This is a genomic window from Streptomyces sp. NPDC026417, assembly GCF_055567695.1.
The window spans coordinates 75,717-96,731 of record NZ_JBVHPY010000014.1 but is presented as its reverse complement, the minus strand read 5'-3'; the positions used below and the strand labels follow the sequence as shown (position 1 = coordinate 96,731).

At 72.2% G+C, this 21,015-nt stretch carries 16 protein-coding genes; 3 read left to right on the top strand and 13 right to left on the bottom strand.

Annotation, left to right across the window (positions count from 1 at the left end; all coding sequences use genetic code 11):
- Nucleotides 1–4: 4 nt before the first annotated feature.
- The 3 genes from ACZ4NT_RS22350 to ACZ4NT_RS22340 all read right to left on the bottom strand — a co-directional run bounded on the left by ACZ4NT_RS22350 (nt 5) and on the right by ACZ4NT_RS22340 (nt 5,045).
- The gene (locus ACZ4NT_RS22350) at nt 5–1,714 is read right to left on the bottom strand and encodes a BCCT family transporter (RefSeq protein ID WP_121407237.1); all 1,710 of its coding nucleotides are present in this window, start codon (nt 1,712–1,714) and stop codon (nt 5–7) included.
- 89 nt (nt 1,715–1,803) lie between these two features.
- Entirely contained in the window at nt 1,804–3,084 is a 1,281-nt protein-coding gene (locus tag ACZ4NT_RS22345) for a M14 family metallopeptidase (protein ID WP_467727130.1), read from the bottom strand.
- Nucleotides 3,084–5,045 carry a Xaa-Pro dipeptidyl-peptidase gene (locus ACZ4NT_RS22340; protein WP_467727128.1) on the bottom strand — a complete coding sequence of 654 codons (1,962 nt, stop codon included), beginning with the start codon at nt 5,043–5,045 and terminating at the stop codon, nt 3,084–3,086. The genes ACZ4NT_RS22345 and ACZ4NT_RS22340 overlap by 1 nt, the downstream gene beginning before the upstream one ends.
- A 181-nt stretch (nt 5,046–5,226) precedes the next feature.
- Between ACZ4NT_RS22340 and ACZ4NT_RS22335 the strand changes: the two genes are divergently transcribed.
- Nucleotides 5,227–6,720 (top strand): M1 family metallopeptidase, encoded by a 1,494-nt coding sequence (locus ACZ4NT_RS22335; RefSeq protein ID WP_467727126.1) that lies wholly within the window; start codon nt 5,227–5,229, stop codon nt 6,718–6,720.
- A gap of 91 nt (nt 6,721–6,811) precedes the next feature.
- On the opposite strand, the gene ACZ4NT_RS22330 is transcribed toward ACZ4NT_RS22335, so the two are convergent.
- Together ACZ4NT_RS22330 and ACZ4NT_RS22325 are read right to left on the bottom strand one after the other, a co-directional pair.
- Nucleotides 6,812–7,288 (bottom strand): F0F1 ATP synthase subunit B family protein, encoded by a 477-nt coding sequence (locus ACZ4NT_RS22330; RefSeq protein WP_121407234.1) that lies wholly within the window; start codon nt 7,286–7,288, stop codon nt 6,812–6,814.
- 134 nt (nt 7,289–7,422) lie between these two features.
- Complete coding sequence (locus ACZ4NT_RS22325) at nt 7,423–8,889, bottom strand: amino acid permease (RefSeq protein WP_121407233.1); 1,467 nt, start codon at nt 8,887–8,889, stop codon at nt 7,423–7,425.
- Between the two features lie 314 nt (nt 8,890–9,203).
- Here ACZ4NT_RS22325 and ACZ4NT_RS22320 point away from each other — a divergent pair, with 314 nt between their 5' ends.
- Nucleotides 9,204–9,902, top strand: a complete 699-nt coding sequence (locus ACZ4NT_RS22320) for a MerR family transcriptional regulator (protein ID WP_467727123.1) — start codon at nt 9,204–9,206, stop codon at nt 9,900–9,902.
- A gap of 111 nt (nt 9,903–10,013) precedes the next feature.
- Here ACZ4NT_RS22320 and ACZ4NT_RS22315 read toward each other — a convergent pair whose 3' ends face one another.
- The 5 genes from ACZ4NT_RS22315 to ACZ4NT_RS22295 are packed head-to-tail and all read right to left on the bottom strand — an operon-like array spanning nt 10,014 to nt 16,837.
- Nucleotides 10,014–12,188, bottom strand: a complete 2,175-nt coding sequence (locus ACZ4NT_RS22315; RefSeq protein ID WP_467727121.1) for a 3-hydroxyacyl-CoA dehydrogenase NAD-binding domain-containing protein — start codon at nt 12,186–12,188, stop codon at nt 10,014–10,016.
- A 40-nt stretch (nt 12,189–12,228) separates the two neighbouring features.
- The gene (locus ACZ4NT_RS22310) at nt 12,229–13,443 is read right to left on the bottom strand and encodes an acetyl-CoA C-acetyltransferase (RefSeq protein WP_121407230.1); all 1,215 of its coding nucleotides are present in this window, start codon (nt 13,441–13,443) and stop codon (nt 12,229–12,231) included.
- Between the two features lie 40 nt (nt 13,444–13,483).
- Nucleotides 13,484–14,626, bottom strand: coding sequence for an acyl-CoA dehydrogenase family protein (locus tag ACZ4NT_RS22305; protein WP_121407229.1), 1,143 nt, complete (start codon nt 14,624–14,626; stop codon nt 13,484–13,486).
- Nucleotides 14,627–14,639: 13 nt separating this feature from the next.
- Nucleotides 14,640–15,653, bottom strand: coding sequence for an LLM class F420-dependent oxidoreductase (locus ACZ4NT_RS22300; protein WP_121407228.1), 1,014 nt, complete (start codon nt 15,651–15,653; stop codon nt 14,640–14,642).
- On the bottom strand, nt 15,653–16,837 hold the full coding sequence (locus ACZ4NT_RS22295) for a CaiB/BaiF CoA transferase family protein (protein WP_121407227.1): 1,185 nt from the start codon (nt 16,835–16,837) through the stop codon (nt 15,653–15,655). Before ACZ4NT_RS22295 ends, ACZ4NT_RS22300 begins: the two co-directional genes overlap by 1 nt.
- A 196-nt stretch (nt 16,838–17,033) precedes the next feature.
- Here ACZ4NT_RS22295 and ACZ4NT_RS22290 point away from each other — a divergent pair, with 196 nt between their 5' ends.
- Nucleotides 17,034–18,212 carry a saccharopine dehydrogenase family protein gene (locus tag ACZ4NT_RS22290; RefSeq protein ID WP_467727117.1) on the top strand — a complete coding sequence of 393 codons (1,179 nt, stop codon included), beginning with the start codon at nt 17,034–17,036 and terminating at the stop codon, nt 18,210–18,212.
- Nucleotides 18,213–18,393: 181 nt separating this feature from the next.
- On the opposite strand, the gene mmpA is transcribed toward ACZ4NT_RS22290, so the two are convergent.
- From mmpA to ACZ4NT_RS22275, 3 genes are all read right to left on the bottom strand, one after another.
- Nucleotides 18,394–18,540: a morphogenic membrane protein MmpA gene (mmpA, locus tag ACZ4NT_RS22285; protein WP_183117089.1), complete on the bottom strand. Its 147-nt coding sequence runs from the start codon at nt 18,538–18,540 to the stop codon at nt 18,394–18,396.
- A gap of 312 nt (nt 18,541–18,852) precedes the next feature.
- Nucleotides 18,853–19,542 carry an endonuclease V gene (locus ACZ4NT_RS22280; protein WP_467727115.1) on the bottom strand — a complete coding sequence of 230 codons (690 nt, stop codon included), beginning with the start codon at nt 19,540–19,542 and terminating at the stop codon, nt 18,853–18,855.
- Nucleotides 19,543–19,877: 335 nt separating this feature from the next.
- Nucleotides 19,878–20,984 (bottom strand): WD40/YVTN/BNR-like repeat-containing protein, encoded by a 1,107-nt coding sequence (locus tag ACZ4NT_RS22275; RefSeq protein ID WP_467727113.1) that lies wholly within the window; start codon nt 20,982–20,984, stop codon nt 19,878–19,880.
- Nucleotides 20,985–21,015 lie beyond the last annotated feature (31 nt).

The window sequence follows — 21,015 nt, the reverse complement described above, 5'->3', positions numbered from 1 at the left end:
CACCTCAGCCGTGGTCGTGCCCGAGCGGGTCGCCCTCCGTGTCCGTGCCGACGCCGGGCCCGATCCTGATCTCGAAGTCGCCGTCGTACTTCCTGTGCCCCTCCATCACGGCGAGTTCGACGGCCTCGGAGCCCATCACGCCGCGCACGATGACCGGGTCCTGGCGCAGGTCGCGCATGAGGGCCACACACATCCCGATCATGACGACGACGAAGGGCGCCGCGGCGAGGATCGTGAGGTTCTGCAGACCGGTGAGCGCGTCGCCCTGGCCGCTGCCGACGAGCAGCATGATGGCGGCGACGGCGCCGGTCACCACACCCCAGAACACCACGACCGTGCGCGCCGGTTCGAGCGCTCCCTTCTGCGACAGCGTGCCCATCACGATGGACGCGGCGTCGGCGCCCGAGACGAAGAAGATGCCGACCAGGACCATCACGAGCAGGCTGGTGGCGGTCGCGATCGGGAACTCCTGCAGCACGCCGAAGAGTTGCCCCTCGGGGGTGGACTCGCCGCGGAGTGCGCCGCCCTCCTTGAGCTTCATCGCCGTCCCGCCGAAGACGGCGAACCAGACCAGGCTGACGCTGCTGGGGACGAGGATCACACCGCCGACGAACTGGCGGATGGTGCGCCCGCGGCTGATGCGCGCGATGAACATGCCGACGAACGGCGTCCAGGAGATCCACCAGGCCCAGTAGAAGACGGTCCAGCTGCTCAGCCACTCCGCGACGCCCTCGCCGCCGCTGGCCTCGGTGCGCCCGGCGAGCTGGGGCAGGTCACCGAGGTAGGCGAAGATCGAGGTGGGCAGCAGGTCGAGGACGATGATGGTCGGGCCGGCGACGAACACGAAGACGGCGAGCACCAGCGCGAGCACCATATTGATGTTGGACAGCCACTGGATGCCCTTCTCCACGCCGGAGACGGCCGAGGCGACGAACGCCACGGTGAGGACGGCGATGATGGCGACGAGCAGTCCCGTGCTCACCGAGTCCATCCAGTCGAGTTCCTGGAATCCGGAGCCGATCTGGAGTGCGCCGAGGCCCAGTGAGGCCGCGGAGCCGAAGACGGTGGCGATGATCGCCAGGATGTCGATCACCCGGCCGGCGGTGCCGCTCGCGTGCCTCTCGCCGATGAGCGGGGTGAAGACGGCGCTGATGGTCTGGCGCCGGCGCTTGCGGAAGGTGCTGTAGGCGATGGCGAGGCCGACCACCGCGTAGATCGCCCACGGGTGCAGTGTCCAGTGGAACAGGGTGGTGGCCATCGCCGTCTGCATGCGTTCGCCGGAGTCCGCGGGCGAGGTGCCCGGCGGGGGCGTGGTGTAGTGCGACAGCGGCTCGCTCACTCCGTAGAACATCAGGCCGATGCCCATGCCGGCGCTGAACATCATCGCGACCCACGACACCGTGCGGAACTCGGGCTCCTCGCCCTCGGCGCCGAGGTGGATCCTGCCGTAGCGGCTGATCGCGAGCCACAGCGCGAAGACCACGAAGCAGGAGGCGGCCAGCATGAAGGCCCAACCGCCATTGTGGATCAGGCCTTTGAGCATCGTGGTGGAGACGCTCTCCAGGGAGTCGGTGGCGACCGAGCCCCAGATCACGAAGGCCAGGGTCAGGACGGCGGTGACACCGAACACCACCCGGTCGGTGTGGTGGCCGGAGCCACCGGGGACGTCGGACGGATCCCCCCGGCCTCCCCGTTCCTTCAGGTCGTCTGTCATCCGCCGCACCTTCCCCTGGAAGTCGTATGGGCGTTATTGCCTCATTACGCCCATACGACCTATCACAGGTACCACCGAACGCAAGGGGCTCAGCAGTCGGTGTCGGGTTCCGCGCTCGTGAGGTGGTACGGCGCGCGCCCGTCCAGGAGCAGCGGAACGAGGGCGCGCATCGGCTGGCGGAGGCGGACGAGGACCCCGTCGCCGTCGCGGTCGGCCCGCACGCCGTGCAGGGCGAGCTCGTCGCGCAGGTCCGCGTACCGGTCCGCGGTGAGCCGGTAACCGCAGGGCGGGTCCTGGATCACCTCGGCGGGTTCGGCCGGGTCGTTGTCGGCTCCGCCGAGGTACACCGGGCCGCTGTCCCGGAGGCCGGCGCGGCGGGCGGCGGCCGTGGCGGCGGCGAGGCGGGGGCCGCGCTCGCGGGCGTACGCGAACAAGCCGCCCAGGGCGGCCAGCTGGGAGTGCACACGGCGCCGGTGGTTGAGGGCCGGGTCCGCCCGTTCGGCCTCCGTGAGCGGGTCGACGCGGCTCTCGACGAGCAGTCCGGCGGCGTGCTTGACGCCGGACATGTTCCGCAGGATGCGCTCCTGGCCGTCGCCCGCCGTCTGCTTCACCGGGTCGCCGGTCGCCGGGTCGGTCCAGATGCCGTAGGTGCCGGTCGAGTACCCCGCCCGCTGTGCCGCGGGCCGTACGTGGTCCAGCGACAGGGAGTGCGCCTCGTCGTGCACGGCGCGGTCCGTGTTGAGGTTGCGCGGCCAGAGGTCGAAGAGGTCCTTGTCGTAGTACGGGGGCGTGGCTCCGTACTCGTGCAGGTCGTGGACGACGTCGGGCCGCCGGTCGCGCAGGACGGCCGCCATGGCGCGGGCCTCGGCCGTGTGCAGGGCGAGGTGGTCGCGGTTGATGTCGACGCCGTCGCCGTTCCCCCGGGTGTCGGCGGCGCGGCCGTCGGGGTTGGCGGTGGGCACCACAAGCAGCGTGGTGTCCTTCAGGAACCGCCGGGTCCGCCCGTCCTCGGCGTACGCGAGGTCGCGGATCGTGGTGAGGCATGCCTCGCGGCCGGACGGCTCGTCGCCGTGCTGGCTGCACACCAGGAGCAGGGTGGTGGCCGCGTGCCGGGCGCCGACGCGGGCGAGTCGGAGCGGGCGGCCCTGTCCGGTGGTGCCGATCCGGGTGACCAGGACCCGGTCGCTCCCCCGGTCGACGGCGGCGAGGAAGTCCTGCTCCTCGGGCTGGGTGGTCCAGCGGGCTCCGTTCGTCCGCTCGAATCCGGTGCGCGGCGGGGCCGCGGTGGCGTGCGCGGGCGCGGTCACGAGGGGGGCGGCCAGGGCCGTGGCGGTGACCGCCACGGCCAGGGCGCGCAGACGGGGGACCATCAGTGGCCGCCTCCCGGGACACGGCTGGGTGCGCTCGGGTCGCGCAGGCCGTCGAGGACGGACGGGTGCGTGATGCCGGTGGGGTTCGCGGTCGCCGCGGCGAAGGCGCGGGTGCCGCCGGCCAGCGGGACCCGGGCCGACGTGCGCGACAGGTCGATCGCAAGCGTCGGCGTGCTCGACGGCGGGTCGATGAGGTCCTTGTCGGTGCCCGCGACGACGAGCGCGAGGCGGTGGCCCCTGGGGACGACGTGGTCGGTGGCCGCCAGGTCCAGCGTGATGGTGTAGGCCCGGCCCGGGGTGAGCGGGACACCCTTCGCGTCCGAGGCGTGGTTGCCGAGGTCGGCCCAGCCCCGGCTGATCACCGTGTACTCGACGTCCGCCGTCCTGGCCGCCGTCTCCTTGAAGCAGGAGCTGTCGCCGGCCGTGCTCGGTCCCCAGCAGGTGCGGCCCGTGAGCGTCGTGATGCCCTCGCCGGAGGCGGCGTAGTCGCGGATGGTGTCCGGGCCCAGGTCGACCAGGACCGCGGAGAGGTGCGCGGTCGAGGTGGTCGGGGTGGCGGTGACGGTCACGCGGGAGGAGCCGGACAGCCGGAGGTCGCGCGTCAGCACCGGGGTGGTGAAGCCGGCCTTCTCGGGAGTCGGCCGGTCGATCCGGGCGGCCCAGTCGGTCTCGCTCGCCCGCGGGTCGTCGGTGAAGGTCTCGGTTCCGGACCCGGCGCGCAGCCCGAGGGTGCCGACGCCGGCCTGGGCGCCCTTGCCGGGACGCAGGCGTACGGCGTCCGTGCCGCGCGGCGGCCAGACGCGCGAGGTCTCCCAGGTGCCGGGGCCGCGCTCGATGTCGGCCATCGGCTCGTCGTCGACGCCGTTGTCGTAGCCGAGGAGTTCGTGGTCGAACCAGCGGTGCAGCGTGTCGACCCAGGCGGTGCGGCGGAAGTCGAAGGGGTCGACGTGGCCGGTCTGGGAGAGCCAGATCCTGCGCTCGACGCCGTTCCTCGCGAGGGCGCTCCACCACTGGCCGAAGTGCTTGGTGCGGACGTTGAGGTCCTGCATGCCGTGGACGACGAAGACGCTCGCCCGCACGCGGTCCGCGTGGCGCACGTAGTCGCGCTCGGTCCACAGCGGGGTCAGGTCACCGGTGCGCGGGGCCTGGTCGACGAGCTTCTGCTGGACGGCGGCGCACCGTGCGCGGGCGTCGGGGCTCTCGACATAGTCGGAGAGCCATTCGGGGCCGGAGTCGTACAGCGGGGCGCCCTTGGCGAAGTAGTAGTCGTACCAGGAGGAGATGGCGCTGATGGGGACGATCGTCTCCAGGCCCTCGACTCCGGTGGCGGCGACGCCGTTGGCGATCGTGCCGTCGTAGCTCTTGCCGATCATGCCCGTGCGGCCGTTGGTCCAGCCGGCCTGGGCACGGTCGGCGCCGGTGCGGGTCGTGTAGCCCTTGGCCCGCCCGTTGAGCCAGTCGACGACGGCTTTCGCGGACTGGACGTCGGAGCGGCCGCCCACGTCCACGCATCCGTCGGAGCGGTTGGTTCCGGCCAGGTCGACGCCGACGAAGGCGTAGCCGCGCGGCACGAAGTAGTTGTCGTAGAACAGCGGCATCTGCACGACGTCGCCGTTCGCGTCGTACGTCTTCTTCTGGCTCTCGTTGCCGCGCCCGCAGCAGGAGTAGTACGGGCTGGCGTCCATGATCACGGGTACCTTGCGGCCCCGCTGGGCGGGTTCGCGGGGGCGGACGATGTCGACGGCCACACGGTCCGTCCTCCCGTCGGCGTCGCCGTCCAGGCCGGTGTCGACCCATACGGACTCGCGGACGGCGTTCTCGTAGGAGTAGACCGGTGTGCTCTCCCGTGGCGCGGTGTGTGCGACGGCGGGGGACACGAAGGAGGCCAGCAGGGCGGCGGTGGCCGCGGTCGCGAGAGATCTCCAGGCGGTGAGGCGCACACGGCGCGCACGTTTCGGCATGCGCGGAAGGTACCCCGGTCAACTCCCGTGCAAAAGGGGGCTCTTGCAAGGTGCGTACGGCGTCGTGGCTCATGTCGGCCGAATGGCGATCGTGTGACAGGCGGGGCCGTGGACATGACCGGGGCGGCGGCGACTGAATAGTCTCCGGACAGACTCCCTGACCCTACGACTTGGAGCTCTCGTGCACCGCAGACTCATCGCCCCGGGCGCGCTCGCGGCCTGCCTCCTGCTGGCGATCCCGGCATCGGCGGCCGACGTCTCCCCCGGGGCACCGGGGATCGGCGACCCCTACTACCCGGCCTACGGCAACGGCGGATACGACGTCTCGCACTACGACCTGCGGCTGAAGTACCAGCCCCGGACGGACGAGTTGGAGGGGACGGCGACCCTCCTGGCGACGGCGGAGCAGGACCTGTCGCGGTTCGATCTGGACTTCCTGCTCGATGTGAGCGAGGTGCGGGTGAACGGCGCGAAGGCGTCCTTCGCGCGTTCGGGCGAGCACGAACTGGAGATCACTCCGGCCCGGCCCCTCGCGAAGGGCACCCCGATCACCATCGTCGTCCGCTACGCCGGAGTGCCGTCCACGAAGACCGCCTACGGCTTCTCGACCTGGCACCGCACCCCCGACGGCGCCGTCGCGGCGGACGAACCCGAGGCGGCGTGGTGGTGGTATCCGAGCAACGACCACCCGCGGGACAAGGCGACGTACGACGTGTCGGTGTCGGTGCCGGACGGGACCCAGGCGATCTCCAACGGCACCCTGCAGTCGACGAGTTCGCGGCTGGGCTGGACCCGCTACAACTGGCGGTCCAGCAAACCGCAGGCCACGTACCTGACCACGCTCGCGGTCGGGAGGTTCGACATCACCACGGGGGCGACGTCCGACGGCGTCCCCGTGATCAACGCGTACAGCAAGGACCTCGGGGCCGACGCCGGGGCCGCCCGGGCGAGCGTCGAACGCACCGCGGAGATCACCGACTGGCTGACGGGCTACTTCGGCCCCTACCCGTTCAACTCGGTCGGCGGCTACGTCCCGAACACCACTACCGGATACGCCCTGGAGACCCAGACCCGGGTGTTCTACAGCCCCCGCCAGTTCGCGAGCGGGTCGAACACGTCCGTCGTCGTGCACGAGCTGGCCCACCAGTGGTACGGCGACGACGTGTCCCTCTCGGCGTGGAAGGACATCTGGATCAACGAGGGTTTCGCGCGGTACGCGCAGTGGCTGTGGTCGGAGCACGAGGGCGAGGGCACCGCGCAGGAGCTCGCGGACTACGTGTACGCGTCGCATCCGGCGGACGACGCCTTCTGGACGGTCGCGCCGGGTGACCCGGGTGCGGAGCACCAGTTCGACATCGCGGTCTACGACCGGGGCGCACTGGCGGTGCAGGCGCTGCGCAACGAGATCGGGGACGACGCGTTCTTCGCCGTGCTGAAGGGCTGGCCGAAGGAGCACGCGTACGGCAACGCGTCCGTGGACGACTTCCGGGCGTACGCGGAGAAGGTGTCCGGCGCGTCGCTCGCCACGCTCTTCGACACCTGGCTGTACCGGCCCTCGAAGCCGGACGCGCCCGCGGCGCGGGGTGCGTCGATCGCGCGGGAGACGGGGACGGACGGTGTGCCCGCCCGGCCCAGGTCGTGGAGGAAGATCGCCGCGACCGACACGGTGCACTGACACCGGGCCCCCGGCGGAAGCCGGGGGTCACCCGTCCGTCCGCCCGCGCCGTGGCGGGCGGACGGCCCGCCGGAGGGGCTCGTCCGGGCCGTCAGTGCCCGGATTCGGCCGGGGCCGCGACAGGCTCGCCCACGATGCGGCTCGCCAGCTCCGACGCCAGCTCGGAGACCGACATGCGCAGTTCGGCGTCGGCGGCCGCCCGCTCGGACGCGATGCGGGCCGCGGCCCGGGCGACGAGCGCGTCCCGCTCCCGCCGGCCGTCCTCGCGGGCGGCGGCGATCAGGGCGACACCCTCTTCCCGGGCCCGCTGCCGGACGCGGGCGGAGTCGTGGCGCGCCTCGGCCAGGAGCCTGTCCGCCCGGTCGCGCTCGGCCGCGGCGGCGGCCCGGACGGCGTCCGCCCGCTCCGCGGCGCCCTCGATCGCGTCGTGCCGGGCGTCGAGCGTCCGGTGCAGCCGCGGCAGCACGCGGGCGATGTAGAGATACACCACGGCGAACAGCGGCAGCGCGAAGAGGAGGTCGGTCACCTTCGGGTTGAGCGGGCCTATGGGGTACGGAATCAGTTCCATGACCGGGATCTACCCGCTCACATGTACGGAACTTACCCACATCTACGCCAGAGTTGACCGAAAGTCACCGTCTCGGGACGGGAAGGGACGGGGCCGCCGCCGGCGCCCCGTGCCCGCCGGACGGGGGCGGGGCGCTAGTCGGTGAGCCGGGTCAGCTCCTGGTCCGTGGACTGCGAGACCCGGCGCCGCACCGCGAACCAGCCGCCGACCAGCAGCGCCGCGACCAGCGGGATGAGGAGCAGCGTCTTGCGGCCGACCTCCGGGTCGTTCCACATCAGGCCCAGCACGGCGACGAGGAAGGCGATCGTGACGGTCTCGGTGACCGGGCTGCCGGGGAGCCGGAAGGAGGGGCGGGTCACCAGGCCTTCCCGGGCGCGGCGGACGAACACCAGATGGCAGATCATGATGATCACCCAGGTGCTGATGATGCCCAGGGACGCCACGTTCAGGACGATCTCGAAGGCCTGGCTCGGCATGAGGTAGTTCAGGACGACACCGAGCACGCACACCGCGCAGGTCAGCAGGATGCCTCCGTACGGGACCTGGCTGCGGTTCATCCGGGCGGTGAACCTCGGTGCGGAGCCCGCCATGGCCATGGACCGCAGGATGCGGCCGGTGGAGTACAGGCCGGAGTTCAGCGACGACATCGCCGCCGTCAGGACCACCAGGTTCATCACGTCGCCCGCCGCCGGGACGCCGATCTTCGACAGCACGGTGACGAACGGGCTCTCGCCGGCCGAGTAGAGCGAGCCGGGCAGCAGCAGGGCGAGCAGGACGACCGAGCCGACGTAGAAGACGGCCACCCGCCACATGATCGAGTTCACCGCGCGCGGGACGACCTTCTCCGGCTCGGCGGTCTCGCCCGCCGCGACACCGACCAGCTCCAGGGCGGCGTAGGCGAAGATCACGCCCTGCATCACCAGGACGACGGGCATGACCCCGTGCGGCAGGAATCCGCCGTGGTCCGTGATGACGCCGACACCCGGCGTGCTGCCGCCGACCTCGTGCCGGGTCGCCAGCAGGAAGATGCCGACCAGCATGAACGCCACGAGCGTGGCGACCTTGACGATCGCGAACCAGAACTCCATCTCACCGAAGATCTTGACCGAGATCAGGTTCACGGCCAGCACCACCGCGAGCGCGACGAGGGCGAGGACCCACTGCGGGATGTCGGTGAAGAGGCTCCAGTAGTGCGTGTAGAGCGCGATGGCGGTGATGTCCGCGATCCCGGTCGTGGACCAGTTGAGGAAGTACATCCATCCGGCGACGTACGCGCCCTTCTCGCCGAGGAACTCGCGCGCGTACGACACGAAGGACCCCGAGGAGGGCCGGTAGAGGACCAGCTCGCCGAGGGCGCGCACGACGAAGAAGGCGAAGACGCCGCAGACCAGGTAGGCCAGGGCCAGCGCGGGGCCCGCGTCGTGGAGCCGGCCGCCGGCTCCGAGGAAGAGTCCGGTGCCGATCGCCCCGCCGATCGCGATCATGTTGACGTGCCGGGCCTTGAGGTCCTTGCTGTAACCGGCGTCGCCCGCGTCGGCGGGGGTGCCGGTGGCGTCGGTGCGGGAAGCAGCCCTGGCCGTGTCTACGGCGTCCTTGCTCACGGGTGGATCAACTCTCTGGTGCCCCCGCGTACCGCGTACACGGGTGTCCGGATGTGTCTGGCCTGCGCCGTTCCTGTCGTGGCACGGACCAAGGCGCCACCTTCCCGCGCGGATCCGCCCGCATGCGATGGCCCATCTCACACAGCGGCGCATCTCACATGCTGATCAAGGGCTGTACACGGCGCCCGGAACGTGCATGAGGAGGCTCCCGGTCAGGGCGGATCCGGGCCGTCGCGTCCGCTTTCACAACACTGGTGAGACAGCAATACTGTTGCACCGGATCACCGCACCACCCGGAGAGGCGAGGGGCTGCCATGACGACGGACACCGAGGAGCCGACGCTCACGGTCGACGAACTGGCCGCGCAGGCGGGCGTCACGGTCCGTACGGTCCGCTTCTACAGCACCAGGGGCCTGCTGCCGCCGCCCGTGATCGGACCGCGGCGGGTGGGCCACTACAGCCGCCGGCACCTGGGTCGGCTGGCACTCATCGAGGAGCTGCAGCACCAGGGCATGACGCTGGCGGCGATCGAGCGCTATCTCCAGCAGCTGCCGCCGGACCTGAGCGCCCAGGACCTCGCCATCCACCGGGCCGTGGTCGCCTCGTGGGCGCCGGACACCGCGGAGGAGGTCTCCCTGGAGGAACTTGAGCGGCAGGCGGGCCGGCCGCTGGACGAGGCGGACCTGGACCGGCTCGTCGCCATGGACCTGATCGTCCGCACCTCCGGAGGGTTCCGCGCGGACCCGGGGCTGCTGCGGCTCGGCGTCCAGCTCCTCGACGTGCCGATCGCGCACGAGGCCATCCTCGCGGCGCGCACCGTCCTGCTGGAGCACTCGCGGGCGGCGGCGCACGAACTGTCCACGCTGCTGCGGGAGGCGGTGGGCGGGCGCGAGTCCGTCGCCGCGGTCAAGTCCCTGTCCGCGCACATGCAGCCGCTCGTGGTGCAGGCCCTGCTCACCAGCTTCCAGCGCTCCCTGAAGGAGGAGCTGCGGGAGTGGCTCAAGGAGACCTGAGCCACGGGTGCACGGCGGACCCGGGCCACCGGTGCACAGCATCCGGACGCGGTACGGCGGGGCGGGGAAGTGTCCTCGGCTCCCCCGCCCCGCCGTCCCGTCGCTCCGTTCCTACCGGTCGCCGAACCGCTCGCCCTTCTCCGCCTTCTCGACGAGCAGCGCCGGAGGCGTGAACCGGTCGCCGTAGCGCTCGGCCAGCTCACGGGCGCGCGTCACGAAACCGGCGGGGCCGCCCTCGTACCCGTTGATGTACTGGAGCACGCCGCCCGTCCAGCCCGGGAAGCCGATGCCGAGGACGGACCCGATGTTGGCGTCGGCCACGGAGGTCAGGACGCCCTCCTCCAGGAGGCGGACGGTGTCCAGGGCCTCGGCGAAGAGCATGCGCTCCTGCATGTCCTCGAACGGGATGCGGTACCCCGGCTTCGTGAAGTGCTCGCGCAGTCCGGGCCACAGCTTGCCGCGCCTGCCGTCCTCCCCGTACTCGTAGAAGCCCGCTCCCCCGCTGCGTCCCGGGCGGCCGAACTCGTCGACCATCCGGTCGATGACCTCCTCGGCGGGGTGGGCCGCCCAGGTGCCGCCCGCCTCCTCGACGGCGCGCCGGGACTCCTGGCGGATCTTGCGCGGCAGGGTGAGGGTCAGTTCGTCCATGAGCGAGAGGACCTTGGCCGGATAGCCGGCCTGCGCCGCCGCCTGCTCGACGGAGGCGGGCTCGACGCCCTCGCCGACCATCGCGACACCCTCGTTGATGAAGTGCCCGATGACACGGGAGGTGAAGAAGCCGCGGGAGTCGTTCACCACGATCGGGGTCTTGTTGATCTGCCGGACCAGGTCGAAGGCCCGGGCCAGTGCCTCGTCGCCGGTCCACTCGCCCTTGATGATCTCCACCAGTGGCATCTTGTCGACGGGCGAGAAGAAGTGCAGCCCGATGAAGTCGGTCTGCCGCTCCACGCCCTCGGCGAGCACGGTGATGGGCAGGGTGGAGGTGTTGGAGCACAGCAGCGCGTCGGGCTCGACGATGTGCTGGATCTCCTGGAACACCTTGTGCTTGAGCGACGTGTCCTCGAAGACCGCCTCGATCACGGCGTCACAGCCCGCCAGGTCCTGCGGGTCGGCGGTGGCGGTGATGCGGGCCAGCAGCGCGTCCGCCTTCTCCTGGGTCGTACGTCCCTTGGCGACCGCCTTGGCGCAGAGCTTCTCCGAGTAGCTCTTCCCCTTGGCCGCGGCGTCGGCCGACACGTCCTTCAGGACGACGTCGATGCCGGCGCGGGCGCACGAGTAGGCGATGCCCGCGCCCATCATGCCGGCGCCGAGGACGGCGACCCTGCGGACCGGGCGCGGCTCGATGCCGTCGGGCCGGTTGGCGCCGGAGTTGACCGCCTGCAGGTCGAAGAAGAACGCCTGGATCATGTTCTTGGCGGTCTGCCCGGTGACCAGCTCGGTGAAGTAGCGCGCCTCGATGGTCAGCGCGGTCTCGAAGTCGACCTGCGAACCCTCGACGGCGGCCGCGAGGATGTTGCGCGGGGCCGGGTAGGGAGCGCCGTTCAGCTGCTTCTTCAGGTTCGCCGGGAAGGCGGGCAGGTTGGCGGCGAACCGCGGGTTCGAGGGCGTGCCGCCGGGGATCTTGTAACCCGGCTTGTCCCAGGGCTGCTGGGACTCGGGGTTGGCGTCGATGAAGGCGCGCGCCTTGGCGAGCATCTCCTCGGGCGTGGCGGCCAGTTCGTGGACCAGGCCGTTGTCCAATGCCCGCTTCGGCGCGTACTGGGTGCCCTGGAGCAGCACCTTCAGCAGCGCGTCGGCGATGCCCATGAGGCGTACGGTGCGGGTGACGCCGCCGCCCGCGGGCAGCAGGCCGAGGGTGACCTCGGGCAGGCCGATCTTGGAGCCGGGGGCGTCCAGCGCGACGCGGTGGTGGGAGGCGAGGGCGATCTCGTAACCGCCGCCGAGGGCCGCGCCGTTGATGGCGGCGACGACGGGCTTGCCGAGGGTCTCGATGCGGCGCAGGGAGGACTTGATGGCCGTGCCCGTCTCGAACGCCTGCCGGGCGTCCTCGGGGCCGACCTTCATCATGTCCTTCAGGTCGCCGCCCGCGAAGAAGGTCTTCTTGGCGGAGGTGTAGATGATGCCGCGGATGGAGTCCTTCTCGGACTCGGCGCGCTCGGCGACCGCCGCGATGGAGTCCCGGAAGGCCTGGTTCATCGTGTTGGCGGACTGGTTGGGGTCGTCGAGGACGAGGGTGACGACGCCGGTCTCGTCCTGTTCCCAGCGGATGGTGGTGCTCTCGGTCATGAGGAGGGTCTCCGTGTAGGTCTCGTGGGCCGCTGGGGAGTTACAGGCGCTCGATGATCGTGGCGATGCCCATGCCGCCGCCGACGCACAGGGTGGCGAGGCCGTAGCGCTTGTCCTGGCGCTCCAGTTCGTCGACGAGGGTGCCGAGGATCATCGCGCCGGTGGCACCGAGGGGGTGACCCAGCGCGATGGCACCGCCGTTGACGTTGACCTTGTCCAGGGACAGGCCCATGTCCTTCACGAAGCGCAGCACGACCGCCGCGAAGGCCTCGTTGATCTCGACGAGGTCGATGTCGTCGATGGTCAGACCGGCCTTGGCGAGGGCCTTGCGGGTGGCGGGCGCGGGACCGGTGAGCATGATCGTCGGCTCGGAGCCGGAGACGGCCGCGGAGACGATCCGGGCGCGCGGGGTGAGGCCGTAGCGCTCCCCGACCTCGCGCGAGCCGACCGCCACGAGCGAGGCCCCGTCCACGATGCCGGAGGAGTTGCCCGCGTGGTGGACGTGGTCGATCTCCTCGACCCAGTGGTACTTCTGCAGGGCCACCGCGTCGAAGCCGCCGAGTTCGCCGATGTCGGCGAAGGAGGGCTTGAGCCGGCCGAGCGAGTCGGCGGTGGTGCCCGGGCGCAGGTGCTCGTCGTGGTCGAGGACGACCAGGCCGCTGCGGTCCCTGACCGGCACGACGGACCTGCCGAAGCGGCCGTCCTTCCAGGCCGCGGCGGCGCGCTCCTGGGAGAGGGCCGCGTACTCGTCGACGTCGCGGCGCGTGAACCCCTCGATGGTCGCGATCAGGTCGGCGCCGATGCCCTGCGGCACGAAGTTGGTCTCGATGTTGGTCATCGGGTCGGCGAACCAGGCGCCGCCGTCCGAGGCCATCGGCACCCGCGACATCGACTCGACGCCACCCGCGAGCACCAGGTCCTCCCAGCCCGAACGGACCTTCATGGCGGCCAGGTTGACCGCTTCCAGGCCCGAGGCACAGAAGCGGTTCTCCTGGACGCCGGCGACGGTGTCGGGCAGTCCGGCGGCGATCGCGGCGATGCGCGCGATGTCGGAGCCCTGGTCGCCGACCGGGCCGACGACGCCGAGCACGATGTCGTCGATCGCGGCCGGGTCGAGGCCCGGGAACCGGTCGCGGATCTCGTGGATGAGTCCGACGACCAGGTCGATGGGCTTGGTGCCGTGCAGGGCGCCGTTCGCCTTGCCGCGGCCGCGCGGGGTGCGGATCGCGTCGTACACGTACGCTTCGGTGCTCACTGATAAGCCTTTCGGAAAGGGCCAGGAGGGTTGGGGGCTTCTAGCCGAGCAGGGAGCGGCCGATGATCTCCTTCATGATCTCGGTGGTCCCGCCGTAGATGGTCTGGATGCGTCCGTCGGTGAAGGCCCTGGCGACGCGGTATTCCGTCATGTAGCCGTATCCGCCGTGCAGTTGCAGGCAGCGGTCGGCGACGCGCTTCTGCAGTTCGGTGGCCCACCACTTGGCCATCGAGGCGTGCACGGCGTCGAGTTCGCCGTTCGCGTGGTCGACGATGCAGCGGTCGAGGAAGGTGCGGGTGACGGCGCACTCGGTCGCCATCTCCGCTATCTCGAAGCGGATGTGCTGGAGCTTGGAGAGCGGCCGCCCGAAGGCCTCGCGCTCCTTGACGTACTCCGTGGTGATCTCCAGCAGGTACTCCGCGGCCGCGATCCCGGCGACGGCGATGCCCATGCGCTCCTGGGCGAGGTTCGTCATGAGATGGAGGAAGGCGCCGTTCAGTTCGCCGAGCAGGTTCTCCTTGGGCACGCGCACGTCGTGGAAGAACAGCTCGGCCGTGTCCTGCGACTTCTGGCCGATCTTGTCCAGGTTGCGGCCGCGTTCGAAGCCCTCCGCGCCGCGCTCGACGACCAGCAGGGACAGGCCCTTCGCGCCGCCCTCCGGGGTCGTCTTCGCGACCACGATCACCAGGTCGGCGAGGATGCCGTTCGAGATGAAGGTCTTGGAACCGTTGAGCAGCCAGTGGTCGCCCCGGTCCTCGGCGTGCGTCCTGATGCCCTGCAGGTCGGATCCGGCGCCCGGTTCGGTCATGGCGATCGCCGTGATCAGCGTGCCGTCGCAGAACCCGGGCAGCCAGCGCCGCTTCTGCTCCTCGGTCGCGAGGTCCGTCAGGTACGGCCCGATGATGTCGTTGTGCAGACCGAGGGCGAGCCCGGCGGCACCGGCGCGGGTGAACTCCTCGGCCAGGACGGCGCTGTAGCGGAAGTCGGGGTTGCCGCCGCCTCCGTACTCCTCCGGCACGGCGAGCCCGAGGAGCCCCTGCTTCCCGGCCGCCCGCCAGGCCTCCCGGGAGACGATGCCGTCCTTCTCCCACTGCTCGTAGTACGGCAGCACCTCCTTGGCGAGGAAGGTGCGGACGGTCTCGCGGAACGCGTCGTGCTCGGCGGAGAAGATCTGCCGCTTCATTGCTCCAAGCCCCCTAGAGCCAGTTCTTGACGGTCTCGACCAACTTCGCCGGCTCCTCGCCGACGGGTGTGACGTTCAGCATGGTGACTCCTGCCTCGCGGAACGCCTCGACGCGCTCGCGGACGTAACCCTCGGGTCCGCAGAGCGACATGAGCTCGCAGAACTCGTCCGGCACCGCCGCCTCGGCCTCCCGCTTCTTCCCGGAGAGGTACAACTCCTGGATGAGGGCGGCCTCCTTCTCGTAGCCGTACGCCACCGCGAGGTCGTTGTAGAAGTTCTTGCCGGGCGCACCCATGCCGCCCACGTAGAGGGCGATCCTGGGGCGCGCGAGGTCGCGCAGCGCCGTCGCGTCGTCGCCGATGGCGAGCAGGCCGCCGGCGACGGTCTGCAGCGGGCCGAGGGCCGGGTCCCGGCGCGCCGTGCCCTCCGCGAGGGCGGTCCCCCACACCTGGTGCGCCTTCTCCGGGATGAAGAGGGTGGGCAGCCAGCCGTCGGCGATCTCGGCGGTCATCCGCACGTTGGCGGGCCCCAACGAGGCGACGTAGAGCGGCACTTCGGAGCGCACCGGCCTGGTGAGGATCTTCAGCGGCTTGCCGAGGCCGCCGGGGCGGGGCATGTCCGTGATGCCGTGGTGGTCGATGGTCTCGCGGCGCAGGATGCGCCGGGTCAGCTCGACGGCCTCGCGGGTGCGGCCCAGCGGCTTGTCGTACGCCTTTCCGTGCCAGCCCTCGACGACCTGGGGGCCGGAGGCGCCGAGGCCGATGAGCGCGCGGCCGCCGGAGACGGCGTCCAGCCCGGCCGCCGTCTGGGCGATGAGGGCGGGAGTGCGGGAGTAGACGTTGAGGATCGCGGCACCGATCTTCATGCGCTCGGTGCGGGCGGCGAGGTAGCCCATGACCGTGGGCGAGTCGAAGCCGTAGGCCTCGGCGACCCAGACGGCGTCCAGCCCGGCGGCTTCCAGGGCGGCCACCTCGTCGGCGGCCTGCCGGGGGTCGCCCGCGTAGTCGAGCGGGAGGGAGAGCTCCATCAGTTGCCGTCCTTCGTGTCGACGTCCGCCGTGTCGCGGTCCGTCATGGTGTCGCCGTTCCCGGCGAGCCGGGGAAGGTCCCAGTCGCGGGCCACGTCCGCGGTGCCCGCGCCCGGCCGGGCGGGTCCGCCGCGGACGGAGGTCGGGGTGGCGGAGAAGCGGGGCGCCGGGGCCGGCTGGGTGATGCCGCCGTGGTCGGTGAAGGTGCCGCGGGCGGCCAGATGCGGGTGGGCCGGGGCCTCGCGCAACGACAGCACGGGCGCCACGCAGGCGTCGGACCCCTCGAAGACCGCGGTCCACTCGTCGCGCGTCCGGGTCCGGAAGCGGGCCGCGACCGTCTCGCGCAGGTCGGCCCAGCGCGTGAGGTCCTTGCGGGGCGGTGCGTCGGCCCCGATGCCGAGCAGGGTCACGAACTCGTCGTAGAACTGCTGCTCCAGGGCGCCCACCGCCATGTACCGGCCGTCCGCCGTCTCGTACGTCCCGTAGAAGGGGCAGCCGCCGTCGAGCAGGTTGGCGCCGCGCCGGTCCTGCCAGCCGCCGGCGGCCAGCATGCCGTGGATCATCGCGGACAGGTGCGCGGTCCCGTCGACGATGGCCGCGTCCACAACCTGCCCGGCGCCGGTCGCGCGGGCGTGGTGCAGTGCCGCGAGGACACCGACGACGAGGTAGAGCGAACCGCCCGCGTAGTCGCCGAGGAGGTTCGCAGGGACCTGGGGTGCTCCGTCGGGGTCCCCGATCATGCCGAGCGTGCCCGTCAGCGCGATGTACGCGATGTCGTGGCCGGCCCGCGGGGCGAGCGGCCCCTCCTGGCCCCAGCCGGTCATGCGCCCGTAGACGAGCCGGGGGTTGCGGGCGTGGCAGTGCGCGGGGCCGACGCCCAGGCGCTCGGCGACGCCGGGGCGGTAGCCCTCGATGAGCACGTCCGCGCGCTCCACCAGGTCGAGGACGAGGCCCGGCCCGTCCGCGGCCTTCAGGTCGACGATCACCGACCGCTTGTTCCGGTTGGTGACGTCGTACGCCGGGTCGATCGCGAGACCCGCGCCGCCCGGCCGGTCGACGCGGACGACGTCCGCTCCGAGATCTGCGAGGAGCATGGCGGCGAACGGGCCGGGCCCGATGCCCGCCAGCTCGACCACACGCACGCCGGCGAGCGGGCCGTGCCCCGCCGTTCCTGCCGCTGCCATCGGGCCCCCAGCACTGTGACACCACTGATGTGACATCAGCGATGTTAAAGAACGTGTTCCACACCGGACAAGCCCTTGACGAGCAAGCGCTTAGTTAAATTCTGGGCACGGACCGGCCCCTCGTCGTTCAGCTCCTCGCACCTCACGCTAGCCTCGGCCACCGGGAACGGCGCGGAACGAACGGCTGAGAGGTGTCATGACCATGCAGGACAGGGCGGAACGCGCGTACGACATCGTGCTCTTCGGAGCCACGGGCTTCGTCGGCACACTCACCGCGGAGTACCTCGCCGCGCACGCGCCCGAGGGCCTGCGCTGGGCCATCGCGGGACGCAGCACGGAGAAGCTCGAACAGCTGCGGAAGCGGATCGCGGGGTCCTCGGAGATCGGGGTGCTCCGGGCCGACGTGTCCGACCCGGCATCGTTGCGCGCTCTCGCCGGGAGCGCGCGCGTGGTCGCCACGACGGTCGGGCCGTACATCAGCTACGGCGAGGAACTGGTCGCCGCCTGCGCGGACGCCGGCACCGACTACGTGGACCTCACCGGCGAGCCGGAGTTCGTGGACCTGATGTACGTCCGCTACGACGCGCGGGCGCGGGAGACCGGGGCGCGGCTCGTGCACGCCTGCGGATTCGACTCGGTCCCGCACGATCTCGGCGCGTACTTCACGGTGCGGCAGCTGCCCGAGGGGGTGCCGCTGACCGTCGACGGTTTCGTCCGCGCCCGGGGCATGTTCTCCGGCGGCACGTTCGCCTCGGCGCTCGGCCAGCTCGCCCGCGGGCGGCACGTCCTGGCCGCGGCACGGGACCGCAAGCGGCACGAGCCGCGCCTGGTGGGACGGCGGGCGTACGCGCCGCCGGCCGCGCCGCGGTTCGCCAAGGAGGTCGGGGCGTGGGCGTTGCCGCTGCCCACGATCGACCCGCAGGTGGTCCAGCGTTCCGCGCGGGCCGTGGAGCGCTACGGTCCCGACTTCCGCTACCGGCACTACGCAGCCGTCGAGCGGCTGCCGATCGCGCTGGGCGGGGTCGCGGCGGTCGGCACCCTGTTGGCGGCGGCCCAACTCCCGCCCGCCCGGCGCTGGCTGTCGGACCGGGTCAAGCCCGGTGAGGGGCCGAGCGAGGCGAAGCGTGCGAAGAGCTGGTTCTCGGTGCGGTTCGTCGGCGAGGGCGGCGGGCGGCGGGTCTTCACGGAGGTCGCGGGCGGGGACCCTGGGTACGGCGAGACCGCGAAGATCCTCGCCGAAGGAGCACTGTCGCTCGCGTTCGACGACCTGCCGAAGACCGCGGGTCAGGTCACGACGGTGACGGCCATGGGCGACGCCCTGACGGAACGCCTCCGCCGGGCGGGCATCGTCTTCCGGGTCGCTGCCACGCGCTGACGACGCGGACAGGGCGCCGGGCGGGACCGCTGCCCCGGCCACGGACGGGCGCCTGCCACGCCGACCGGGGGCGGGGGTTCCGGATGCCGGGCCGCGACCGCCCGCCGACCGCGCGGACCGGTCGCCCGGTCCGGGTGGGGCTGCGGTGTCCTTCCGCGGCCCCACCCCGGGTCACCGGCGGCTACAGCGGCCAGCCCAGGACCGTGTAGATCATTCCGCCGATCCAGCCGAGTCCGGCGATGACGGCCAGGACGAGGGCGGCCGTCACGGCGCGCTCGACGGGCTGGCCCGGGTGGGCGGGGGCTCTGTGGGACCGGTGCGTCGTCATGCGGGCAGCCTGCCGCCGGGGCCGCGGCGGCCGCATCCGTACAGGTACTCAGATCCCGCCCGGCGACGGCCCGGCGTACTCAGATCCCGCCCCGCGACAGCCCGGCGTACTCGGTTCCGGCGCCATGGAGGCCCGGCGTACTCGGTTCCCGCCCCGCGACGGCCCGGCGTACTCGGTTCCCGCCCCGCGACGGCCGGAACTGGCGGCTCGGCGTACTCGGCTCTTCCGGCCCGGTGTCGGCACGGCGTGCGGCCTGCCGGCTTCCGGGGCGAGGCGGTTCGGGACCGGTCGACCGGGCGGCCCGAGCCCGCTTCACCCCGTGGCCTCCTTCAGGGCGTGCCGGCAAAGGGCGTCCGCCCTGCGGGTGGACTCCGGGAGCCGGTACTTCGGTGTGAGCGCGAGTGTGTGCGCGCAGGCGGTGTCCAGATCGACCCGGTGGCCGACGGAGACGAACACCGGCTTCGTGCCGTCCCGGGTGCGCAGGGCGCGGCCGACCTCCTCCTCGTCCGCGAGCAGTGGGGACACACTGCCTCGGCGGACACCCGGCTCCTCGTAGGAGAACGTGAACGGGTTCTTCGCGACGCCGATCGTGGGCAGCCCGGTCAGCACCCCGAGGTGGCTGGCGAGACCGAAGCGGCGCGGGTGGGCGAGTCCGTAGCCGTCGCAGACCACGAGGCCGGGCCCGCAGGGCAGGGCGTCGAGCGCGGCCAGGACGGTCGGGATCTCGCGGAAGGCGAGCAGACCGGGCACGTACGGAAAGGAGACCTGTCCGACGGCGGTGGCCTCCGCGACCACGTCGAGGGTCGCGGCGTCCAGCACGACGGCGGCGGCGGCCACGACGTCCCGCTCGTCGTCGTAGGCGACGTCGACGCCGGTCACCCGGCCGCCGCCGGGCGGCGGGCCCGGCTCGTCGCGCACCACCCGGGCCCGCAACTCGTCCTGCACGGCGCGCGCTTGCTCCTCGGTGGCGGGCCAGCCCGCCGGAATGCCTACGGTCGTCATGGTCCTGCCGAGGGTACGGTCCTCACCGGACCGGCCGACCGTCCGGGGCCCGTCGTCGGGCGTACGAGGCTCTCGGCACGCGGCGTCGTCCCGCAACCGGCGGCACCGTCCCCGCCGTTGCGGGGCCTTCCTCCCGTCGGGGGCGGCAGACGGGGCCGCTACCGTCGTCGGGCGCGCGCCGCGGCTGCTCCTTGTTCCTGTCCGAAGGGCCGAGGAGGTTGTGCCGCCCGGCCTCCCCCCGTACGGCTGGTCCTACGTGGGCCCCTGGGCGCCGTGGTGCGAGCGCCTGCCACCGCGCTCGCCGGACGACATGTCCTCGATGGACGTGCCCGGCGTCAGCGCTCCAGCCGGGCCACCCGGCCCTTCTCGCCGGAGGCCCAGCAGCCCCGGTCCGGTGCGCAGTCCACGGTGTCGTACGAACCCGTGTCGACCGTGCGCCAGGTGCGTCCGCCGTCCGTGGTCAGGTCGGTGCCCGTGGGCCCGACCGCGAGAGCGGCGGAGCGGCTGTGCGGGAGCCAGGCGACGCCCGAGCGGTAAGCGGGCGGGGGCTGGGCGGCGGTCGTCCAGTCGCGGCCGCCGTCGGAGGTGACCGCGGCCGCCCGGGGTGACGCCTGGTCGGCGCGGTAGTCGCCGCCGACGGCGAGCCCGTGGGCGCGGTCGCGGAAGGCGAGGGCGAAGACCCCGCGGGCGGGATCGCCGGCCGGGAGGGGCGCGTCGGCGGCCGTCCAGGTCAGTCCGCGATCGGCGGAGTGCAGCACGCGCGCGCGTGCGGCCCCGCCGGTGGCCAGCCAGGCGTCGCGCGGGCCCGAGGCGACCAGGCACTGGCCACCGGCCGCGAACCCGGCCTCGCCCTCCAGCGCCGCCGGCATCCCGGCGCTCGGCAGCACCTTCCAGGAGCGGCCCCCGTCGCCGGTCGAGAGGATGCGGAACTTCCCGTCGACCGGGTCGCTCATCGCCAGCCCGTGGCGGCGGTCGAAGAAGGTGACGCAGTCGTAGAAGGCCTTGGCGTCGGTGTTGCGGAAGGACTCGGTCCAGGTCGCCCCGCCGTCGTCGGTGCGCAGGATCCGGGACGCCTCGCCCTCGCCGATCGCCAGCACCACCGCGCGGCGCGCGTCGAACGCCTCGACGTCACGCAGTTCCAGGTCGGCGGCACCGGACGGTGACACGTTCCGCCAGTGCGTACCGCCGTCGGTGGTGCGCAGCACTGTGCCCTTGGACCCGGCCACCCAGGCGGTGCTCCGGCCGACCGCGGACAGCCCGCGGAACCGTACGTCCGTGCCGCTGTCCTTGAGTGCCCAGTGCGTGGAACCCCCGCCTCCCGGTGTCCCGCTCCGGGACTGCTGCGCCTGCGCGGGCGCCGCCGACCCGGCGGCGAGCGCCACCGCGCTCAGCCCCACGGCGAACAAACGGCTCGTGCGTCGCGTCTTCCCCAAGCCCCTCATGGCGGGTGAAGCTAGCCCACTCCCCCGGTGC

Bases quoted from the DNA above. Each gene is read 5' to 3' on its own strand.
- ACZ4NT_RS22340 (WP_467727128.1), bottom strand. From the start codon at position 5,045: ATGCCGAAACGTGCGCGCCGTGTGCGCCTCACCGCCTGGAGATCTCTC.
- ACZ4NT_RS22300 (WP_121407228.1), bottom strand. From the start codon at position 15,653: ATGGAGCTCTCCCTCCCGCTCGACTACGCGGGCGACCCCCGGCAGGCC.
- ACZ4NT_RS22345 (WP_467727130.1), bottom strand. From the start codon at position 3,084: ATGGTCCCCCGTCTGCGCGCCCTGGCCGTGGCGGTCACCGCCACGGCC.
- ACZ4NT_RS22280 (WP_467727115.1), bottom strand. From the start codon at position 19,542: ATGACGACCGTAGGCATTCCGGCGGGCTGGCCCGCCACCGAGGAGCAA.
- ACZ4NT_RS22295 (WP_121407227.1), bottom strand. From the start codon at position 16,837: ATGGCAGCGGCAGGAACGGCGGGGCACGGCCCGCTCGCCGGCGTGCGT.
- ACZ4NT_RS22330 (WP_121407234.1), bottom strand. From the start codon at position 7,288: ATGGAACTGATTCCGTACCCCATAGGCCCGCTCAACCCGAAGGTGACC.
- ACZ4NT_RS22290 (WP_467727117.1), top strand. From the start codon at position 17,034: ATGACCATGCAGGACAGGGCGGAACGCGCGTACGACATCGTGCTCTTC.
- ACZ4NT_RS22320 (WP_467727123.1), top strand. From the start codon at position 9,204: ATGACGACGGACACCGAGGAGCCGACGCTCACGGTCGACGAACTGGCC.
- ACZ4NT_RS22350 (WP_121407237.1), bottom strand. From the start codon at position 1,714: ATGACAGACGACCTGAAGGAACGGGGAGGCCGGGGGGATCCGTCCGAC.
- ACZ4NT_RS22275 (WP_467727113.1), bottom strand. From the start codon at position 20,984: ATGAGGGGCTTGGGGAAGACGCGACGCACGAGCCGTTTGTTCGCCGTG.
- ACZ4NT_RS22305 (WP_121407229.1), bottom strand. From the start codon at position 14,626: ATGAAGCGGCAGATCTTCTCCGCCGAGCACGACGCGTTCCGCGAGACC.
- mmpA (WP_183117089.1), bottom strand. From the start codon at position 18,540: ATGACGACGCACCGGTCCCACAGAGCCCCCGCCCACCCGGGCCAGCCC.
- ACZ4NT_RS22315 (WP_467727121.1), bottom strand. From the start codon at position 12,188: ATGACCGAGAGCACCACCATCCGCTGGGAACAGGACGAGACCGGCGTC.